The following is a 19,661-nucleotide window of genomic DNA, read 5'->3' as shown; positions in this document are numbered from 1 at the left end:
AAACCTTGTCGTTCAGCGCAGATGCCCTGCCGGCTCTACGTGATTGGTGCCCGGTCCCGAAGCATTTCCACATAGATTGATATAAAAACTTCTTTGCCGATCAGGCCCTTTTGAAAAAACTGACCGTTGCCCACGCCGAATTCCAGTCGGTTGATGGTCGCATGCGCTTCAAACCCGATGATTTCTTTGGATGGATCCATGGGGTGCACTTTGGTGCCCAAGTGTATGAAAGGCAGATCCAGAGGGCGACTGATATTTTTTATGGTGAGGGTGCCTTGAGCGATGAAGTCGGCGGACGTTTTTCCGGGAAAAATGTGTGTGCTCATAAAGGTCATGACCGGAAACTTTTCGGCATCAAAAAAATCCGAAGATCGTAAGTGAGCGTCCCGCTTCTCAACCCGCGTGTTGATGGATGCGACGGGAATAACGACCCTCACGGCTCCCTTTTCCGGTTGTGCCGGATCAAAAACCACCTGCCCCTGCACCTCGTCAAAGGTTCCGGCGACCTTTGCCAAAATGTGCTGAATGGTAAAAGTCACACTGGTGTGCGAGGGATCAAAAGACCAGGCTCCGTCCTGCTGTGCCGCGGCGGTCCACCCCGCACCGCACACCACCGTCACCATCATCCACGCGGCTAGTATTTTCTTCATCTTCCACTCCTCTATGCCATCGGACGGCTTTTATGAAATTTCCCCGAGCAACCGACCTTCAGGTGCGACGGGCCTCTTCTATAGTAGGTCTTGAAACTGTTCGGGTCCAGAGGCCGCCGGTCAGGTTTGATGCACTGCGGCGAAATAGACATGACAGTCGGCTCGGGGAATGGTAAAGATTGGGTGAAAAAAGGCGCAAATGGCCCCGAGCGTTATCGGGAATATTTTCAAGGATGCCGAGAGAGGTGACGTGATTCATGACGACCGTGATGCCCGAAGGGGAAGCGATCCGCAAAGCCGTCAAATGGGTCTCCAGCTGTGTGCAGGAAGACCCGGACAAACCCGTGCAAAAGATTGTTCACGAGGCTATTCTGCGCTTCGATCTTTCGCCCATCGAGGCGCAGTTCCTCATGGACTTCTACAAAGCCAAAGGCCGAACCGAAGCCTGACCCCTGAAAACGGCTTCAAGGGCATCCTGGCCCTGAAGTGCAGGCGCAGGGGTGGTCTTCAAAACGTCAGCACGCGCCGGCCAGGCTCATGGGTTTGTGCGCGTCAATCTTGAGGCGCCAGTGATTGTGGCAGCCCAAATGGCATATCACTTTGACGGTGACGAATTTTTGACGGCACGGGAACCACACTTCTTCACTGGCGCTGGGACTTCCACACACGCAACAAAACCATTGGTAGCCGGCCACATACTTTTGGTGGCTCGGATCCAGGCGCAATCGGAACCTTGCAAAAAGTTGGTCGCGGTTGTCCCCGTAGCGTGGGTTGGGTTGGCCTTGGGTGCCATCCTTTTCCCGGCGAAAGAGATCGTCCACAAAAAGATTTTCGGACGTTTCGTGACGGCAGATTGTGCAGTCTCGGCGGGAATCCATGATGAGACCTCCTTTGCGACAAGGCATTGGAGGTGTTCCGCGAGTGCGCAGACTCGGTTCGTTGCCGCGGCCAGGCGCTGCAATGCCCCCCCCTCGGCCGGTTCTTTACCGTCACCGGCGGTGTGAAGGACGTTGCTCCACGGCAAGCCTTCGAGCCGCCCACACGGCTGCGGTCAACCCTAAGGTCCACAAAAACAAGCAGCCAAACCAAGTGCCCACACTCATGGTCGCCTCCATGTTTTGCCTCCTTGAGTGTGCCCGAAAGGGACCATCGCCCTGGGGCGGGCTGTGCCGCGGTGCTGAGAGCACGAGCGCGCCGGACATGTCGTGGCCGGACCCTGGATTCCAGAATGCGCAAGGCGAAGCTTCCATTGCGGCATGATGCCTGACCCTGTTCGGTGTTTTTGTCTAGTGCAATTCTCTTGCCTATCCATTTGTCCCATCGGCACATGAAGAGGAAAACATGAATGGAAAATACGTGGAATTGGGTTGTCAGCCGTTGCGGAATCTGCCATCTTGGACAGGGAAAAGCCTGTAGCCGAAGAGAAAAATAACGGCAGGAACGCCATGCGTGTCATGACCTTCAATTTGCGCTTTGAAAACGACCAGGACGGGCAGAACAGTTGGATCTACCGCCGCGAGTGGGTGGCCACCATCGTACGCCGATATCGGCCTGACGTTTTGGGAACCCAAGAGGGCCGCTGGAGTATGCTGCAGTATTTGGCGCACGCCCTCGAGGACTATGCCATCCATGCACCACAGCGGGTTTTGGATGACACATGCCAGTATCCGACCCTCTTTCTGCGCAAGGATTGGGGCACGGTTGTGGACGGTGCCGAATTTTGGTTGTCTCTAACCCCTCAAGTGCATCGCAGCAAGGACTGGGACAGCGCCTTTCCGCGCATGATGAGCTGGGCCGAGGTCCAGGAAACGGGCACGGGGACCAAGCTATGGATTTCCGTGACGCACCTGGACCATGTGGGTGCCAGAGCCCGCGTGGAACAGGCACGGATCCTGGCCCGTTGGGTGCAGGAACATCCCGGAGCCCATATCGTGATGGGGGACTTTAACGACGGGCCCGAATCCCCGGTTCACCGCCTCTTAACGGACGCTTATGTAGGCCTGCAGGACAGTTGGCTCCTTGCGGGAAAAGGGGAAGGGGAAGCGGAGAAAACGCATCATGGTTTTTCCGGGGTGCCGCAAAAGAGTCGCATGGACTGGATTTTGGTATCCCGTCAGTTTGACGTGCGTGAAGCGCACATTGTGAGGGATCATTTTGAAGGCCGGTATCCGTCCGATCACTTTCCCTATTACGTCGATCTGCTATGGGCAGGTTCTCCATCTTCGACCGCAACGCTTTGAGGGAGCAGTGATGAAAGACACTATTCGTGTGGCTCTTGTGCAGCCCAAGCCCTACGCGGAATTTGACGATCCAAGAAATATCGCTCACGGCCTGCATCTTTTGGAGAGAATTCGAGGACATCAGCTGGATATGGTGTGTTTTCCGGAATACTTTCCCTTTGCCGGGGAAGAGATGTTGGCCGAAGCCGCCCGCGATTTACAAGCCTACATCGTGGCGGGTCTGGTGGAACAGGATGGCGGCCGCCTTTACAACACGGCCACCCTCTTTGACCGCTGCGGGCGGCTTCTGGGCCGGCAGCGCAAGGCCAACGTGGGGGCTTTGGAACGGGATCATTGGCATATCACGCCGGGCGATGGCGTGTTTCGAGCCTTTCCGGTGGATTTTGGAAAAATCGGTCTGCCTGTCTGCATCGATTTTTGGGGTCAACCCGACGCCGCTACCCAGCTGGCCAATGAAGGCGTGGAGATTGTTTTTAACATCAGCATTTTTCCTATTCTTCGGGGGCACTGGAAAACGGGGGCTCTGGTGCGGGCCTTTGACAATTTCCTCGCAGTCGTGGGCGTGAACACGGCGGATTACAACGCCGTGATCGGTGGTCGACGCTATCATCAACACGGCGGAGGAAGCTTTGTCATCCAACCGCCGCGCTTCTTGGATAAGGCGTCTTTTCGACGCTGGTTTCGAAGTCTGGACTCTTTGGAGGATTGGGTGACGGTGGAGCTGGACGCGTTGGAACAGGTGCATGTGGCCGAAGTGCATCTGGGATCTGTGCGACGGTATCGCCGAGAGTTTTGGAATCGTTTTGGTTTTCAACGCGTGTAACCAAAGGCCGAGAGCTTTCATGAAAAGAAAAATTTACTTGGAGATGCATACCCTGGCGCAGGCGCGGGACAAATGGCGCCGAGCGGTGCAGGAGCGGCGAACGGCGGTGGAAAAACTGTCTGTGTTTTCAGCTCTAGGGCGCGTGTTGGCGCATCCTGTCACCGCCCGCCTGTCGGTGCCCCACTATCACGGGGCGGCCATGGACGGTTATGCCGTCAAGGCTTCAGAAACCTTTGGGGCCAGCGCCGTGCGCCCCCAGCACCTCACCATCGGGCAGCAGGCCTTTGCCGTGGACACAGGTGATCCATTGCCTCAAGGGACCGATGCGGTCATCATGATTGAACACGTGCACCACGTGGATGAACGCACCCTTGAGATTCGAACTGCGGCCTTTCCCTGGCAGCATGTACGCAAGGTGGGAGAAGACATCGTAGCCGGGGAATTGCTCTTGCCTCAGCAGCATCGCCTGCGCCCGGCAGATTTAGGGGCCTTGCTGGCAGCCGGTGTGTCCACGGTTTCTGTGTATGCCAAGCCTCGCGTGTGGATTCAACCCACAGGGTCGGAACTGGTTCCGGCCCAAGAGGCGGCAAAGGCGGCACCAGGACGAATTGTGGAATTCAACGGCACGGTCATTGCCGCCATGGTGACGCAGGAAGGAGGCCTTGCCTTGTTGCAGCCTGGCATTGCCGACGACCCGGCGACCCTGCGCGCGCATATGCAGCATGCCGCCGCCTCCGAGGCTGATCTCATTGTCTTTAATGCAGGATCTTCCGCGGGGTCGGAGGACTTCACGGCTTCTCTGATTCAGGATTTGGGGGTGCTGCTGGTCCACGGCGTGACCATGATGCCTGGAAAACCCGTGATCCTGGGAATCCTGGAGGGCAAGCCCTTTATCGGGCTGCCCGGGTACCCCGTCTCGGCCATCATGGCTTTTGAGCAGTTTGTTCGGCCTTTGATTTACTGGATGCAGGGCCTGGCCGAACCGGGTTGGACCACAGTGGACGCCGTCATGGGCCGAAAGATGCCTTCCAAGTTGGGCTTGGAGGAATTCCTTCGGGTCATTGTGGGCCGTGTGCAAGACCGCCTTGTGGCGATGCCTTTGCAAAAGGGAGCGGGGGTCATCACCTCATTGGTTCGTGCGGATGGGCTGGTCCAGATTCCCCAGGAGTCCGAAGGGATCAATGAAGGGGAATCCGTACGAGTGCGCCTGTTGCGTGCTGAAGAAGACTTGGAACATACCCTGGTCATGATCGGCAGCCATGACAACACGCTGGATGTGCTGGCGGCGGAACTCAAACGGGCTGACCCTCGGCTGCATCTTTCTTCCAGCAACGTGGGCAGTTTGGGAGGGCTGCTGGCCTTAAAGCGAGGCCAGGCGCATTGTGCGGGAGTACATCTCTTGGACCCAAGTTTGGGCGACTACAACCGTTCTTATGTGGAACGCTACCTCAGAGGCCTTCCCGTTCGCCTCGTTGAGCTCGTTCGGCGTCGCCAAGGGCTGGTGGTGGCGCCAGGGAATCCGAAAAACATTCGAAGCGTTCAGGACTTGTTTCGACCCGACGTGCGTTTTGTGAACCGGCAAGCGGGGTCGGGCACGCGGATTCTTTTGGATTATGAGCTGGCGAAAATCGGAAGAAGTTCCGAAGGCATTCAGGGTTACGACTGGGAGGAATACACGCACATGGCGGTGGCGGTCAATGTGCTGAGCGGCAATGCCGACTGCGGCATGGCTATCTATGCCGCCGCAAAGGCTCTGGGATTGGATTTTCTTCCTGTCTGTGAGGAACGCTACGACTTGGTGGTGCCCGAGGCCTGTTGGAACGACACCAAGATCCAAACCCTGTTGCAGGTCATCGTGTCCGAAAGGTTTCGCCGACTTGTGGCAGCCATGGGCGGCTACGACCCTTCTCATTCGGGGACTGTCGTCAGCGTCTGGAACGGCCACGGGTGGCAAGGGGCAGACGATCCCACAGGGGCATGACGAGATCTCTGGCCCAGAGCCTGCCCAAGGCGAAAAAAGCCGCAGCGAACACCACGCCCGACAGCATCAATTCGAAAGCTGCTTGAAGGTAGACGTTGGCAAGGTGCCATCGCGTGGGCCAGGTGAGAGCCACGGCGGAAGGCGCGGCGGCGGCGAGGGTCACGAACGTGATTTTTATGGAAGAGGTCAGCAGGCCCTGAAAGGCTCGAGGCCCCAGCCGACGTTGCCACCACAGGCCCAAAAGCGCGGTGTAGAGCGCCACGGAAAAAGCGCTCGCGGCCGCCACCCCTCGCGCCCCTCCGTGCGTGGCACCGACGTAATAAAGGGGAATCACGGCCACCGTGCACAGCGTGCCGATAAGAGCGGGGGTGAGCGTGTCCTGGCGGGCGTAGTAGGCGCGGCCCAAAATCTGCTGAATGCCCCAACAAAAAACCACGGACAAGAGAAGACGAAGGGCCCACACGGTTTCCACCGTGTCCGCCGTGCCGAACCGGCCTTGTTGAAAAATCAGCACGATGGTGGGCCTGGCGGTGAGCATCATCCAGACCGACAAGGGAATGAGAACGGCCAAAGTGTTGCGAAAGGCGGTTTTGAGCGTTGTAAAAAATTGATCCATGTGGCCGGCACTGTAGGTTTCGGCCAGAAAGGGATAAGACGCCGTTCCGGCGGCTTGCGCCACCACGCCCACGGGAACCAGCATGATGCGTCGTGCATAATTGAGCCAGCTGATGGTGCCTACGGCCGCAAGGGACCCGAAAACGCGTACCAACTGTTCGTCCAGGACCACCACGGATTGTCCCACCATGAGGGGCAGGGCCAGTGCAAGGAATCTTTTTAATGCAGGATGCCACAAGGTCCAACGCCACCGAAGACCCCCTCCTGAGCGCACGGCCATCACCGGCAGGACAAAGTTACCCAAGAAAGCGCCCAGCAGCACACCCCAACAAAAACCGGACATGCCGTATCCGCGTAGCAGGACGCCCAGGGCGATGATCAAGGCATTGTAGATGAGCGGTGTCAGGGCCGGTGCTTGAAATTGTTTGCGAAGATACAAAACAGCGCTGAAGCAAGAGCCTAAAAGAAAGAAGACTTGGGCCGGAGCGACAATGCGAAGGAAAAAGGCGAGACGCTGCGCCGCCTGGGGACTCAAACCCGGAGCGGCCCAGCGGGCCAGAGGGTGAGCCCAAAGGACGACCGCAGCGCACAGGGCCGAACTCATCACGGCGGTCCAAAGGGCCACAGCCGAAAAAAAGCGCCAGGCGTCTTCCTCGTCTTTTCGAAAAAGTTCGGTCAGCAAAGGAATGAGTGTGATGGAAAAATAAGCGCCGGCCAAAAGGTAGTTGATGAAGTCCGGGATCACGAACGCCGCAAAATAGACGTCCGATTCCTCGGTCGCCCCGAAATAGTAGGAAATGACTTTGTCCCGGGCCAATCCCATGAACCGGGACAGCAAAATACTGCCGCCCAGCAAAGCGGCGGCCCAACCCATGGCTTGTCGACGTCCCCAAAAGGACATGGGCTTAGTCCAGCATGCTCACAATGCGGTCCTTTCGGGCAGGGTCCAGGGAAAGGATCCTTCGAGCCTCCTCCGGCGAGGCGATCTCGCGCCCTGTTTCTCGAGCGATCCGCACGACCTTTTCCACCAGCTTGACATTGGTGGCCGGAGAGCCGTCCGGCATAAAAAGATTGTCCTCCAAGCCGACCCGCACATGGCCTCCCATGACAATGGCGGCGGTGGCCAGAGGAATTTCCGCCTTGCCGATGCCAGCCACGCTCCAGGTGGATCCGGGGGGATTGCTTTCCGATAGAAACATGAGGTTCTTGACGGACCCCGGCATGGATCCCGGAGCGCCGAGAACGAAGTCAAAGTGCAACGGCGGGAAAATGAGGCCTCTGCGTTGAAGATAAAGAGCATTGTTAATCATACCCGCTTCAAAGACCTCGATCTCGGGTTTGACGCTCGTTTCTTTGAAAACGCCCGCCAGAAATTCAATGAATTGGGGAGAGTTTTCATACACAATGTCAGGCAAGTTGTTGGATCCTGTCGTAAAAGACGCCATTTCCGGAAACAGCCTGACAGGGTTGGCTCGAGCTTCCCAGTCCCTGCCCGCGCGCGCTCCAGTGGACAACTGCAGAATCACCTCAGGAGCCGTTTCCTTGATGCGCCGAACGTTCTCCTTATAACGGCCGATATCCAACGTGGGGCGTTGGTTGTTGTCTCGGGCGTGCACGTGAAAGAGCACCGCCCCCGCATCGGCGCATTGGCGCACATCCCGAGCAATTTCCTTCGGTGTCATGGGCACATGGGGATTCATGGCCTTTGTAGGAACATTTCCGGTCAAAGCGACGGTGATGATGAGTTTTTCCATGTAAAATAGTCTTTCTTCCTTAAGGAACCTTCACTGTGCTGGATGTTTGGAGGTTCGAAGTTTCTGCACCAAGTAAATGAAGCCGAAAAGAGCTAGGCCGGCGAGGTACATCCAATGACGGTGCCCGTAGTCGAGGCCGCTCCAAGCCGCGATGAGATCCGGGCGCATCATGATGGGAGTGACGCCCAGCAGCAAAGGCACTTCATAGATACGGTTTCGCGCGATGAACCAGCCTTGTGTGGCGGCGGCAAAGGCGAAGTTGCCGAGACACGCCATGGCGAAAATAAGTAGCCCTTGGAACCAGCTGGTGACACCGTAAAGAATAAGATCGTGGTTAAAAATGAACATAAAGGGAAGAATGGCGGTGCGGATGTCATACATGAAGCCTTGCAGTCCGGTGCGAATGGGATCGGACTTGGCAATGGCCGAAGCGGCATAGGCCGCAAGGCCCACGGGAGGCGTGTCATCCGCCAGAATCCCGAAAAAGAAACAAAAAAGATGCGCGGCGATGAGCGGTACTTCAAATCCGTAGGATCCTCCCACTGTGACGATGGCTGGTGCTGTCAATGACGCCATGACGATGTAGGTGGCCGTGGTGGGGAGTCCCATGCCGATAATGAGGCTGGCGATGGCGGTAATGATCAAGAGCAAGTAAATATTGCCTCCGGCGAGTGCATCCACCACCTGGTTGACCAACCCGCCCAACCCCATGGCCACCACGCCGACGATGATGCCCGCGGCGGCCGTGGCCATGGCCACACTGACCATGTTTCGAGCGCCGGCATCCAAAGCCGCGAGGATGTCTAGTAAACCTTTCTTTAAAGCGGCGCCAATGGATTGCTTGGCTTGAGCCGCCCTTAAACACGGCTGCGCGACCATGAGAATGGCCAGAACCCAAATGGCGTTGAAAGCGGACATTTGGGGTGTGTGCCGAAAGACGACGAGTTCGTAAATGAGCATTCCAAGGGGAATGAGGTACTGGAGCCCTTCGAAAAGGGTTTTGAAAAAGGGGGGCAGTTCCTCGCGAGGAAGCCCCTGCAGACCCAGCTTGGAGGCTTCGATATGGGAAATGAATAGCAGGGCGGCGTAGGAAGCAAAAGCGGGTATGGTTGCGGCCTTAACCACTTCAACATACGGCACGCTCACATACTCGGCGATGATAAAGGCGGCGGCGCCCATAATGGGAGGCGCCAACTGGCCGTCAGTGCTCGCCGCCACTTCAATGGCCGCGGCCTTGGTCGGCGGATAGCCGAGCCGCTTCATGAGTGGAACGGTAAAGGTGCCCGTGGTCACCACATTGGCGATGCTGGATCCGGAGACCATTCCTATTAGCCCGCTGCTCAAAATGGCAGCCTTGGCAGGACCGCCCTTGTGACCTCCGAGAAGGCTCAGGGCCAGTTGAATAAAAACCTGACCGGCTCCCGCCTTTTCCAGCATGGAGCCAAAAAGAACGAACAGGAAGACAATGGTGGCCGAAACATCCAACGGAATACCGTAGATGCCTTCCGTGGACATGGTCATTTGCCCGACAAACCGGTTCATGGACACCCCCTTGAAAGCGATGACGTCGGGCATGTAGGGTCCAAAAAAGGCATAGAAAGTGAAAACCGTGGCAATGACCGTGAGAGCCGGTCCGATGGCGCGCCGGGAGGCTTCCAGGAGCAGCACGATCAAGAGAAACCCCATGAAGATATCGCGAGGAACGGGGGCACCGTATCGACTGATGATGCCGCGGTAATCCAGAACCACGTAAAGGGCGGCAGCGGCGGCGGCAAGAGCGAGCACCCAATCCAGCACGGGGACACGGTCCGTGGCGGCCCAATACCGAATTCCCAGGCGAGGTTTTCGGAACATGGGAAAACTGGCATAGACGATGAAAATGGCAAAGGCCAGATGAACCGCTCGAATGTACCAGGAGTCTAAAATGAGCCAACTAGCGATGGACAGTTGGAAAAGGGACCAGCAAACGGCGACGGTCGTGATGACAATCTTCGAAATACCGCGTTGAACCCGCCCTGTGCGGGCTTCTTCGGCCAGTTTCCGGGCGATGGTCACACCGCGCTCCGCAACCTTGGCATTCGATGTCATGCAACATCCTTCAAGGGCAATGCAGGTTTTGCGTCGAAAGCTATGAGTGGATCGCGGCACTGTAAAACGGCGGCGCCGTGCCCAGCGCCGCCGCAGCATACCGGATTACTTCAGCAGTCCGGTTTCCTTAAAATATTTTGCCGCACCGGAATGCAGCGGCGCGGACAAGCCTTCCAGCATGTTTTGCTGGGTCAAAACGGCGTAAGCCGGATGCAGGGTCTTGAAGCTTTCCAGGTTATCAAAGATTTCCTTCACAATGGCGTAGACTACATCGTCCGGTGTTTTCGCGGAAGTGACGAAAGTGGCTTTGACGCCTACCGTGGGCACGTCTTCCTTGTTGAGAGCTCCCTCGTATAAAGCGATGGGGATTACGGCTTTGGCGTAGTAAGGATACTTTTTGAGCAAGGTGTCGACGGATGCGCCCTCAATGGGGACGAACCGTACTTTACGGTGACCGGCGGTGGCTTCCTTGATCGCCCCGCTGGGGTGCCCCACGGTGTAGAAGAAAGCATCGATGCGGCCGTCTTGAAGCAGCCCCGGCGCTTCCGCCGCCTTGGCTTGTTCTGCTTTAATGTCTTTTTCCCAATTCAGGCCAAAGGCACTCAGAACGTCAATGGAGTTTTGCAGCTGCCCGGAACCAGGGTTTCCGATGTTGACGCGCTTGCCTTTGAGATCCGCCATGTTCTTGATGCCGGCGTCTTCCGCCGCCACCAGGGTCACTGCTTCAGGATGCAGGCTGAAGACGGCTCGAAGATCCTTTTGAGGGCCCTTGTCCTTCCATTCCGCCTCGCCTTGAACGGCCTGATATTGCCGGTCCGACTGAGCAATGCCGAATTCCAGGTGTCCAGCCAGGACCGCGTTGATGTTGAATACGGATCCTCTAGTGGCTTGCACAGTGCATCGAATGCCGTATGTGTCTTTCTTATCGTTGATCATTTTGCAGATGGCCTCGCCGGTGGGGTAGTAGACACCCGTGATGCCGCCGGTGCCGATGGTGACAAAAGCCGTCTTGGCTTGAGAGGGCGTCGAACCCATGGCGACCAAAACCGTTCCCAGCAAAAGGACCGTGGCAAGAAACAATCCGGTACGCTTCATCACAATCCTCCTTTTTTCTTCCACAGACCGTTGACGATGAGAACCTGTGGCTTTTCCCGTGACGAGGGACATGGGCCGGGCGGCCCACTCTCGGCATGCTTTCGGTGGCGCACGACGCACTGCCCAGAACTTCTCCAAAAGGCCGCCCACGCATGAAACCCTCGCAAAATTTTTTCAGCCGTTAGCAAAAAACCTGGCTCTGCGCAACCCTATGTGAAAGGATTTGGGGCCAAAGCCCGGGGCCGCTCTCTGTGGGGCGATGAGGAGCACCGGGAATTCGGGTGTCTTGCAACAAAGTGTTTAGAATGGTATCTGTAACGGCTCTTGTGCGGCAGTTTATCCATCGCCCGCCGGCGCGGCGGGGGCGATGCAACCCTTAAATGGCAGGTTGGCCAAGAGGATGGAATCCATCGCGGTTCTTCAAGAAGGGCTTCCCTACGTTTTCAAAGGCGCCTGGATCACTCTTGTGGTGGTGGCGGGGGCGTTGACTTTGGGATTCGCCGTCGGGCTGCCGCTGGCCGTGGGCTTGGTCTATGGGCCGAAGTGGCTTCGGTGGTTTATCGGTGTCTATGTGTGGTTTTTTCGAGGCGTTCCTTTGCTGGTGCTCTTGTTCCTTTTCTATTTCGGCATCTTTCCGTTCTTTGGGTTGGAACTTTCGGCGTTTTCCGTCGCCGTCGTTGTCTTGGGGTGCATCAGTGGAGCGTATCAATCGCAGATTCTTCGAGGTGCCATCTTGTCCATTCCCGCGGGTCAGATGCAGGCGGCGCGTGCCGTGGGCATGAGCGATTTGCAGGCAGTGGTCTTTGTGGTCCTGCCGCAGGCCCTGCGCCTGGCCGTTCCGGGCTGGTCCAATGAGTATGCGATTCTTCTCAAAGACTCCGCCGTGACCTATGCTCTGGGGGTCGCTGAGATTATGGCGCGCGCCCATCACGTGGCCTCCCGCACCTATCAACATTTGCCCATTTACGTCAGCGCGGGTCTCCTTTTCATGGTTCTCACGTGGTTGGGGACGCGCTTGATGGGAGCGGTGCACAAAAGGGTGCGCCTCAAAGGTTATGCATAAAGAGCGGCACGAAGAGAGAGCATGGAAACCATTCTTGAGGTGCGCGAGATTCGCAAACACTACGGGGACAAGGAAATCGTCCGGGGTGTTTCCCTTTCGGTGCGGCGGGGCGAAATCAAGGTACTCATCGGCCCTTCCGGCGCAGGCAAAAGCACCTTGTTGCAGATGATCAATTTCCTTGTCATGCCCGACCAGGGAAACATCCTTCTGGAAGGTTGCCGCATCGATCCCGGCCGAAAAAGGGAACTGTGCGCTTATCGCCAGCAGGTGGGAATGATTTTTCAGGAATTTAATCTCTTTGATCATCTCACGGCCGTGGGGAACGTGGAGATCGGCTTGGTGCATGTGAAGAAAATGAGCCGAAAAGAAGCCCGTCGGCGGGCTATGAGCGAACTGGACCGGGTGGGGCTGGCGGAGCACGCGGGCAAATATCCGGCGGAGCTTTCCGGGGGGGGCAGAAGCAGCGGGTTTCCATTGCCCGAGCCTTGGCTCTGGACCCCAAGGTAATGCTTTTGGATGAACCCACTTCGGCTTTGGATCCGGAGCTGATCGGGGAGGTGCACGCGGTGATTCGCGATCTGGGGGCTTCCGGCATGACCATGATCATGGCCACCCATCAGATCGGATTTGCGCGCGCTCTGGCTCACGAAATGATCTTCATGGAAGACGGCCGGATCGTGGAACAGGGGCCCCCGAACGTCATTCTTGACGAGGCGCGATGCGCCCGCACGCGGGAGTTCTGCGCCAAAATCGACCAACTGGGTGCGCGGCCTTGATTTCCGCGGAATTGGGTTTTCTTTACGGTGAACTGATGCCCGCGCTTCTTCGAGGCGCCGCCGTATCGCTGCAGCTGATTCTTCCTTCAGCTGTCTTGGGCTTTGTTTGTGGTGTGCTGGCGGGTTCGTGCCGTGTCTACGCGACGCCTCCCGTGCGCTGGTTGGCTGATCTCTACGTGGCTGTCTTTCGAGGATTTCCTCTGCTGGTTCAGCTCTACATCTGGTATTTCGGCATGCCTCGCCTGGGCGTGTACCTCACACCCTATCAAGCCGCGGTTCTGGGCTTTACCCTCTGCAGCGGGGCCTATCATTCCGAATACATTCGAGGCGCCCTCTTATCCATCAAACGAGGGCAAATTCTGGCCGCTCACGCCATTGGCATGAGCCGACTGCAGACCGTCGTGCATATCATTTTGCCTCAAGCTGTGCGGCGCGCCCTGCCTGGCTGTGGCAACGAATGGATTTACCTGATCAAATACTCGTCCCTGGCTTATATGGTGACGTGCATCGAACTGACGGGCGAAGGAAAAATCATCGCCTCCTCCACCTTCAAGTACACCGAAGTTTTTGCCGCCGTGGGGTTCGTGTATCTCTTACTCGTCAGCCTCGCCACAGGTGTTCTGAAAGCCTTGGAGAAACGCCTGAGTCTTCCCGGATCCGAGTTTCATCGAATCTGACAGCCGGCCTCAACCACTTTGGGCCGGCCAAGAAGGCTAGTGAAAAGCAAGGCTCATCGACCCGAGTCTGTGGAGTGACACGCCCGAAACGAGGAGCACGCGTGGCGTGCCCCCTGTGAACCTTTGGGCGCTTCTTGTGGACAACGCCTGAGCGGAATCAGAGAACCTGTGAGGTCACGGCGGCGAGGGCCTCATCGAGAATGCGGGTCATCTGGGCAATGCCCTCTTCGTCGATGACAAAAGGCGGTGCCAGCAGAAGATGATCCCCATGAATCCCATCCGCTCCTCCGGATCCAGGATAGGTGATCAGTCCGCGTTGAAAGGCTTCCTGGGCCGCTCGAGCGTTCACTTTCAAGGCCGGAGGAAACGTCTGTTTCGTGTTTCGGTCTTGCACCAGTTCGATGCCTGCAAAAAGGCCGATGCCTCGCACATCGCCCACAATGGCATGTTTTCGAAGGGTTTGAAGGTGGTCCGACAGGACCTTCCCCATGGCCGCCGACCGCTCCACGAGTTGGTGATCCCGAATGTAGCGCAGCACCGCCGCACCGATGGCCACGGACAAGGGATTCTGGCAGTAGGTGTGGACGTGCACAAAAGCTCCTGTCCCTTGGCGAATCGCTTCGTGGATTTCTTCTTTGACCACCACGGCGCCCAAAGGCGTGTAGCCGGAACTCAGTCCCTTGGCCGTGACAATAACATCCGGAACGACGCCCCAATGGTCCAAGGCGAATCGTCGGCCGGTTCGCCCCACGCCGGTCATGACCTCATCGGCGATAAGGTTCACATCGTAGGCATCACAGATTTCGCGGATGCGTTGCCAGTACCCGTCCTTGGGTACCAGAGCGCCTGCTGTGGCACCCACTACGGGTTCGGCGATGAAGGCCGCAACGGCGTCTGGACCTTCATACTTGATGGTGCGTTCCAACTGATCGGCGCATTCCAGGTGACATGATTCGGGCTCTTGTCCGAAAGGGCACCGATAGCAGTAGGCCGGCTCAATGTGCGGCGTGTGCAGGAACAGGGGAAGATAATGGCGCCGCCGGCCGGTGTGCCCACCGAGGGCCAAAGCGCCGGTGGTGTTCCCGTGAAAACTGGTCCATCGGCTGATCACCTTGTATTTGTCCGGTTGTCCGATCTCTCTCCAATGTTGCCGCACAACCTTGACGGCGGTTTCCACGGCCTCCGATCCACCGGAGAGAAAAAACACACGGTTGAGTGCAGGATCCGGGGCCATGTCGGTCAGAAGCTCGGCGCATTCGATGGCGGCTTCACTGGTGAAGTGGCTGCTGTGCGCAAAGCAGATGCGTTACGCTTGAACCCTCATAGCCTCTAAGATCTCCGGCACGCCATGGCCGATGCTCACCACGCATGCACCACCGGAACCATCGACGTAACGGCGGCCTTCCTTATCCCAAATGAAGATGCCTTCTCCGCGATCGACCACGGGGTAGGTCTTGCGAAGGTTTCGGTAAAAGACGCGCTCAGAGCTCTGGTACCGAGTCATCACGAAATGCCCTCTTTCCTTTTTTAGTGAAAAGCCGCCACGCCCTGTTGTCTTAAGAAAACAAAACCTCTTTATGCTAATCCGCAGCACTTGTGAAGGCCAATGTCATCCATGCTGCCTGTGGGAAAAGCCTTGACAGCTTCCCGAATGGCCATTTATAAGACCCCATTACGTCGTTTCTGGAAGGAGCCCGCACGGTATGCGCATGCGAAGCCCTTGTCTGGACTGTGACAAGAAGGACCGGGACAAGAACAAGTGCCTGGAAGGTTGTGAGAAGCTGAGAGAGTTCCAGGAAAGGCTCACACGGAAAGGCACGTTCGCTCGAGGATAAAATGGCGCTCCGGCTGCCGGTCACCGAGCGGCCTGGGGCCGCTCTTTTTGTCGCGGCAGGCTGAGAGCGGAGGCGCTGAATGAGGGTCAGGGCGGAGGACGAGCCGATGTACGCCATTGTGGAGTGTGGAGGAAAACAGTACAAAGCCGAGCCCGGTGGGTTGCTTAAGGTGGAAAAACTCCCCGGAAAAGCCGGCGACGAGATCCTTTTGGATCGCGTGTTGTTCGTGGCCGATGGAGACCAGATCCATGTGGGGCGTCCCCTCGTGGAGGCCAAGGTGGTGCGGGCGCGCATCGTAGAGCAGGGACGGGGCGGCAAGATCATCATTTTTAAATATAAGCGACGCAAGGATTCCCGGAAAAAGCAAGGGCATCGGCAGGCTTACACCGCGGTGAAGATCGAGGGGATCGAAGACCGTGTGCCGATGGCATCACAGGAGGCTCGAGTGGATTCGAAGGCGTCCGGGAGTGAGGAGGCATAAGCCATGGCACATAAGAAGGCGGGCGGCAGTTCAAGAAACGGTCGAGACAGCGCCGGGCAACGGCGAGGCGTCAAGAGGTACGGGGGGCAGTTTGTCCGTGCCGGCAATATCTTGGTTCGGCAGCTGGGCACGAAATTCCATCCGGGAAAAAATGTGGGCATGGGCAAGGACTACACCCTGTTTGCGCTGGTTGACGGGGTGGTGGCCTTTGAGTACAAGGACAAGCAGCGCCAAAAGGTCAGTGTCTATCCCGTGGCGGCGCAGACCACTTAAGGAAAGGTTTGAAGTGGCGCAAGGCGCACATCGCCAGGCCGCTTTGCACCGCTCCCGCCTTGTGGAGCCCAAGCGAATTCCATAAGGCATGCTCAGACGATGCGCCGGCCTCGAACGTACGGCGGCGGCACGACGACAGAAGCTTTACGGGCTTTCAAGAAGCGCGAAGGCGGCATTTTCCCTTGGAAAGAAGAAACACCAAATGGGGGGGCATGGCTCCCCCGTTGTGTTTTTGTCAGGAGCAGACTGTGAAGTTTGTGGATGAAGTCCGAATCGAAGTGCGCGCCGGACGCGGTGGTAATGGGTGTGTGAGTTTCCGACGTGAAAAGTATGTGCCTCGAGGCGGACCCGACGGAGGCGACGGCGGCAAGGGCGGGGACGTCGTTTTTGAGGCGACGGAGCGCAAGCAGACTCTGCTGGATTTTCGCTTCAAGCGTTCCTATCGAGCTCAAAGAGGACGCCACGGCCAGGGGAAAGACAGACACGGTCGAAGTGGAGGAGATCTTATCTTGATGGTGCCAGTGGGGACTTTGGTCAAGGATGCCCTGACTGGTGAGGTTTTGGCGGACCTGAACCGCCCAGGCATGCGATGGACGGCAGCTCGAGGCGGCCAAGGCGGGCGGGGAAACGCTCGATTCGTTTCCTCCACTCGGCAGGCGCCACGCATCGCCGAAGAAGGCAAGGAAGGTGAGTTCCGGGAACTTGTTCTGGAGCTGAAACTGCTCGCCGACGTGGGCCTTGTGGGATTTCCCAATGCCGGGAAATCCACGTTGATCGCCGCCGTTTCGGCAGCTCGCCCGAAGATCGCCGATTACCCGTTCACCACTCTGGTTCCCCATCTCGGTGTGGTCGCCTTTAGGGATGCTCCCCCATTTGTCATGGCCGACATTCCGGGCCTCATTGAGGGAGCCCATCAAGGGGCGGGCTTGGGCCTTCGCTTTTTGAGGCACATCGAAAGAACCCGTGTGCTGGTTCATGTGGTGGACGCAGCGGCCGTGCCCCGCCAAGATCCTCTGGCCCCTTACCGAGTCATCGAAAGAGAGCTTGAGCGTTACTCTGAGAAACTTGCACACAAACCACGCCTTCTCGCCCTGAACAAAATGGATCTGCTCGATGATCCCAAGGATCGTGAACGCCTCCTCCGGCATTATCAAAGCCTGGGGCACTCCGCCGTGGCCATCTCCGCGCTCACCCGACAAGGGCTCGATGATCTCCTCAAGGCCATCGTGCAGGTCCTGGAACAGACTCGAAAAGATCTTGAAAAGGACATTCCCGATTCCCAAGAGACACTCCTTGAAAACAGCCCTTCGAGGCTCATCTCTTAATTCAGCGTCAGGTCGTTTTCTCGCACCCATGGGCCAGCGCTAACGAAAGTTTGCCACTTTTCTACGTAACATATTGATATCGCTGGAAGGATGGTTTTAATTCTTCACCACAAATGTTTCACTCGATGCTCATCATTCTTTTTAGGGACCGAGGCCGTACGCCGAGAACATTGAAAATTTTCAGGTGAACCGGTTCGGGTCTGACGTGTGACGAAGATGGACCAAGTCAGAACGCGCTTTTCGGCGCTTTGACGCTCAAAGCAGGGGCTCTGCGGCCATGGCCATGATGAAGCGCCGCAAGCCGTGAAGGCTGATCGCGCTAGAGGCTGCTGGCGCTGTGGCGAGAAAACCGCACAAGGCCACCTTTGTCATCATCCTGAAGACTAGATGGTCAAGGTGGTCAAAGGAACGATACGGCAGAGGCGGCCGACGTTTTCCTGAAGCCTGCGGGCTTCTTCGGCCGTTGGCACGAAGGCCCACCAGGCGTCGGGATCGAGTGCATCCAGCATGAAGTCCCCTGGGAGGCGCCATTCCCTCTCTGCTTTCCATGAAACCCGGCCGGGTTGGTGCAGCTGAAACCGAAAGCGGTCCATTGGGGCGATCTTGGCAAAACCCGCTTCGCACGCATAGATAACAGGTCTGGCTCCAAGGCTTTTTAGGACGTCTTTTCTCACCGCCAGGCCGTAGGGTTCAAAGGTCCATCGAATGAGTGCGGGGTTCCAGCGAGTGAGCTGCAGGAGGTTCAAAGGAGGAACCCGTGTCCAGGACACCACGGGAATTCCTTGCCGAATCAGACGTCCACTGGCGCGAAGACGCCCTTCCCAGAGAATACGCCACAGAGTGTCCAGGGCCATGTGATCGGCCCACGGCCTGTCTTTCAGGAGATCCTCTGCCCATGCACACCGGCTTTGGCCAGGCCACGGCCCGGGACAAGAACGGGTGTAATGATAAAGAAAAGCTGTGAACTCAAAGGCTAAGGGAGGCGAGGTGTCGCGCACAGGATCAGGGTGGTGGTCGTGGGCGAGGCCTGTCACCTGTTCAGGCCACACACGCGCACAGTGAGAAAAGTTGTGAAGAAGTTTTCGGTTTCCTTCCGTTTCCGGCGATTCCTGAGCACTGCTGAAGATCCAGGTGGGCTTGGAATGGGACTGCAATTCGTCGTTAAGGACCTGAAAGAGGTTGCCCCCACGGCGGATGGCAAGGACGAAGAAATGTTCCGCCACAGCGGCGACGAGGCGATCCCGGCAGACCACGTAACGAGCGGGGGGACAGGCTGGTCGGCCAGGGAGACAACTTAGAATCCATGCGGTTTTGAGATCCGGAAAATAGCTCAGTGCTTCGAAGACGGCCGGCCGGGAGCGGGAAGGGATGGCCACCAAAACCAGGGGTTTTCGCTGCGCGTGCGCCCAACAGGTGGTCAAGTCGTAAACCGGCGTGCCGAGACTGCTCACCCAGCCTACCGGTTGGTCGGCGGTTTGGTCAAAAGCCTGGTGCAGGGCTCTCACCCATAGATCCCGGCGGCGTGTGTGTTTGCCCTTGCGAGAATTGAAGGCTGCACAGAGGATGGTCGTGGGTTCTGGAGGCGTTCCCAACGCAAAGAGGTATCTGGGACAGGTTTTCAAGGCATGGCCGGAGGGAAACCGGCAGCCCACCACCTGCACGCCCAGGGATTGCCAGGTGTGGACGTAGTCTTGCGCCTTAGCAAAAATTCTTCGGGGTGTCGAGGACCAGGCCGGCACGGTGCGGAAAAAGCCTTCCCACCCCCCTTCGGACTCGGCCCCGGCATCCTTGCTCCGTTGTCGAAGCAGGGTATCGAATTCTTGGTGTCGGGCCGGGCCGTCCAGGGTCCCTTCCGCCTCCATCAAGGCGGCGGCTCGGAGCAACACATTGCTCGAGTCCGACGAAAGGTGTATGAAAGGAGTACGGGTCTTCATAAGCAGAATTATGCAAGGAAGCACCTGGCAGGGCAAGACCGAGGGGCATGC

Annotated in this window: 17 protein-coding genes and 2 pseudogenes; 10 read left to right on the top strand and 9 right to left on the bottom strand. The window is 57.5% G+C overall.

All coding sequences use genetic code 11. The features are described from left to right. Nucleotides 1-35 precede the first annotated feature (35 nt). Complete coding sequence (locus ACUVSA_RS00795) at nt 36-650, bottom strand: YceI family protein (protein ID WP_445893418.1); 615 nt, start codon at nt 648-650, stop codon at nt 36-38. A gap of 257 nt (nt 651-907) precedes the next feature. Here ACUVSA_RS00795 and ACUVSA_RS00790 point away from each other — a divergent pair, with 257 nt between their 5' ends. Continuing rightward, nucleotides 908-1,099, top strand: coding sequence for a hypothetical protein (locus ACUVSA_RS00790; protein WP_445891456.1), 192 nt, complete (start codon nt 908-910; stop codon nt 1,097-1,099). A 66-nt stretch (nt 1,100-1,165) separates the two neighbouring features. Here ACUVSA_RS00790 and ACUVSA_RS00785 read toward each other — a convergent pair whose 3' ends face one another. Continuing rightward, on the bottom strand, nt 1,166-1,528 hold the full coding sequence (locus ACUVSA_RS00785) for a hypothetical protein (RefSeq protein WP_445891457.1): 363 nt from the start codon (nt 1,526-1,528) through the stop codon (nt 1,166-1,168). A gap of 111 nt (nt 1,529-1,639) precedes the next feature. After that, a complete protein-coding gene (locus tag ACUVSA_RS00780; RefSeq protein WP_445891458.1) occupies nt 1,640-1,765 on the bottom strand; it encodes a hypothetical protein in 126 nt (41 codons plus the stop codon). Between the two features lie 339 nt (nt 1,766-2,104). Between ACUVSA_RS00780 and ACUVSA_RS00775 the strand changes: the two genes are divergently transcribed. The 3 genes from ACUVSA_RS00775 to ACUVSA_RS00765 are packed head-to-tail and all read left to right on the top strand — an operon-like array spanning nt 2,105 to nt 5,694. Next, entirely contained in the window at nt 2,105-2,890 is a 786-nt protein-coding gene (locus ACUVSA_RS00775; protein ID WP_445893417.1) for an endonuclease/exonuclease/phosphatase family protein, read from the top strand. A gap of 10 nt (nt 2,891-2,900) precedes the next feature. Next, entirely contained in the window at nt 2,901-3,713 is an 813-nt protein-coding gene (locus ACUVSA_RS00770) for a carbon-nitrogen hydrolase family protein (protein WP_445893416.1), read from the top strand. 19 nt (nt 3,714-3,732) lie between these two features. Next, nucleotides 3,733-5,694 (top strand): molybdopterin biosynthesis protein, encoded by a 1,962-nt coding sequence (locus tag ACUVSA_RS00765; protein ID WP_445893415.1) that lies wholly within the window; start codon nt 3,733-3,735, stop codon nt 5,692-5,694. Here ACUVSA_RS00765 and murJ read toward each other — a convergent pair. The 4 genes from murJ to ACUVSA_RS00745 all read right to left on the bottom strand — a co-directional run bounded on the left by murJ (nt 5,639) and on the right by ACUVSA_RS00745 (nt 11,246). After that, the gene (gene murJ / locus ACUVSA_RS00760) at nt 5,639-7,183 is read right to left on the bottom strand and encodes a murein biosynthesis integral membrane protein MurJ (protein WP_445893414.1); all 1,545 of its coding nucleotides are present in this window, start codon (nt 7,181-7,183) and stop codon (nt 5,639-5,641) included. The two genes, ACUVSA_RS00765 and murJ, sit on opposite strands and share 56 nt — an antisense overlap. Before the next feature lie 31 nt (nt 7,184-7,214). Continuing rightward, nucleotides 7,215-8,063 carry a 3-keto-5-aminohexanoate cleavage protein gene (locus ACUVSA_RS00755; protein ID WP_445893413.1) on the bottom strand — a complete coding sequence of 283 codons (849 nt, stop codon included), beginning with the start codon at nt 8,061-8,063 and terminating at the stop codon, nt 7,215-7,217. Between the two features lie 30 nt (nt 8,064-8,093). Then, a complete protein-coding gene (locus ACUVSA_RS00750) occupies nt 8,094-10,151 on the bottom strand; it encodes a TRAP transporter permease (RefSeq protein ID WP_445893412.1) in 2,058 nt (685 codons plus the stop codon). 105 nt (nt 10,152-10,256) lie between these two features. Beyond that, on the bottom strand, nt 10,257-11,246 hold the full coding sequence (locus tag ACUVSA_RS00745; protein ID WP_445893411.1) for a TAXI family TRAP transporter solute-binding subunit: 990 nt from the start codon (nt 11,244-11,246) through the stop codon (nt 10,257-10,259). A gap of 400 nt (nt 11,247-11,646) precedes the next feature. Here ACUVSA_RS00745 and ACUVSA_RS00740 point away from each other — a divergent pair, with 400 nt between their 5' ends. The 3 genes and pseudogenes from ACUVSA_RS00740 (at nt 11,647) to ACUVSA_RS00730 (ending at nt 13,762) form a co-directional block, all read left to right on the top strand. Beyond that, entirely contained in the window at nt 11,647-12,309 is a 663-nt protein-coding gene (locus tag ACUVSA_RS00740) for an amino acid ABC transporter permease (protein ID WP_445891326.1), read from the top strand. Nucleotides 12,310-12,330: 21 nt separating this feature from the next. Beyond that, nucleotides 12,331-13,085 (top strand): annotated as a pseudogene (locus ACUVSA_RS00735) (amino acid ABC transporter ATP-binding protein). Between the two features lie 35 nt (nt 13,086-13,120). Then, the gene (locus ACUVSA_RS00730; protein ID WP_445893527.1) at nt 13,121-13,762 is read left to right on the top strand and encodes an amino acid ABC transporter permease; all 642 of its coding nucleotides are present in this window, start codon (nt 13,121-13,123) and stop codon (nt 13,760-13,762) included. A gap of 157 nt (nt 13,763-13,919) precedes the next feature. Here the strand turns inward: ACUVSA_RS00730 and ACUVSA_RS00725 are convergent. Then, a pseudogene (locus ACUVSA_RS00725) lies at nt 13,920-15,266 on the bottom strand (aspartate aminotransferase family protein). Nucleotides 15,267-15,676: 410 nt separating this feature from the next. On the opposite strand from ACUVSA_RS00725, the gene rplU reads away from it, so the two are divergent. The 3 genes from rplU to obgE all read left to right on the top strand — a co-directional run bounded on the left by rplU (nt 15,677) and on the right by obgE (nt 17,676). Further along, nucleotides 15,677-16,078: a 50S ribosomal protein L21 gene (gene rplU / locus ACUVSA_RS00720; RefSeq protein ID WP_445893410.1), complete on the top strand. Its 402-nt coding sequence runs from the start codon at nt 15,677-15,679 to the stop codon at nt 16,076-16,078. A 3-nt stretch (nt 16,079-16,081) separates the two neighbouring features. Then, on the top strand, nt 16,082-16,351 hold the full coding sequence (gene rpmA / locus ACUVSA_RS00715; protein WP_445891329.1) for a 50S ribosomal protein L27: 270 nt from the start codon (nt 16,082-16,084) through the stop codon (nt 16,349-16,351). 248 nt (nt 16,352-16,599) lie between these two features. Further along, nucleotides 16,600-17,676, top strand: a complete 1,077-nt coding sequence (gene obgE / locus ACUVSA_RS00710; RefSeq protein ID WP_445891330.1) for a GTPase ObgE — start codon at nt 16,600-16,602, stop codon at nt 17,674-17,676. Nucleotides 17,677-18,059: 383 nt separating this feature from the next. Here obgE and ACUVSA_RS00705 read toward each other — a convergent pair whose 3' ends face one another. After that, entirely contained in the window at nt 18,060-19,562 is a 1,503-nt protein-coding gene (locus ACUVSA_RS00705; protein WP_445893409.1) for a hypothetical protein, read from the bottom strand. Nucleotides 19,563-19,661: the final 99 nt, after the last annotated feature.

The sequence above is a fragment of the Desulfosoma sp. genome, from assembly GCF_052743555.1.
The sequence above is the reverse complement of the archived record's forward strand: the minus strand, read 5'-3'. Positions and strand labels throughout refer to the sequence as shown.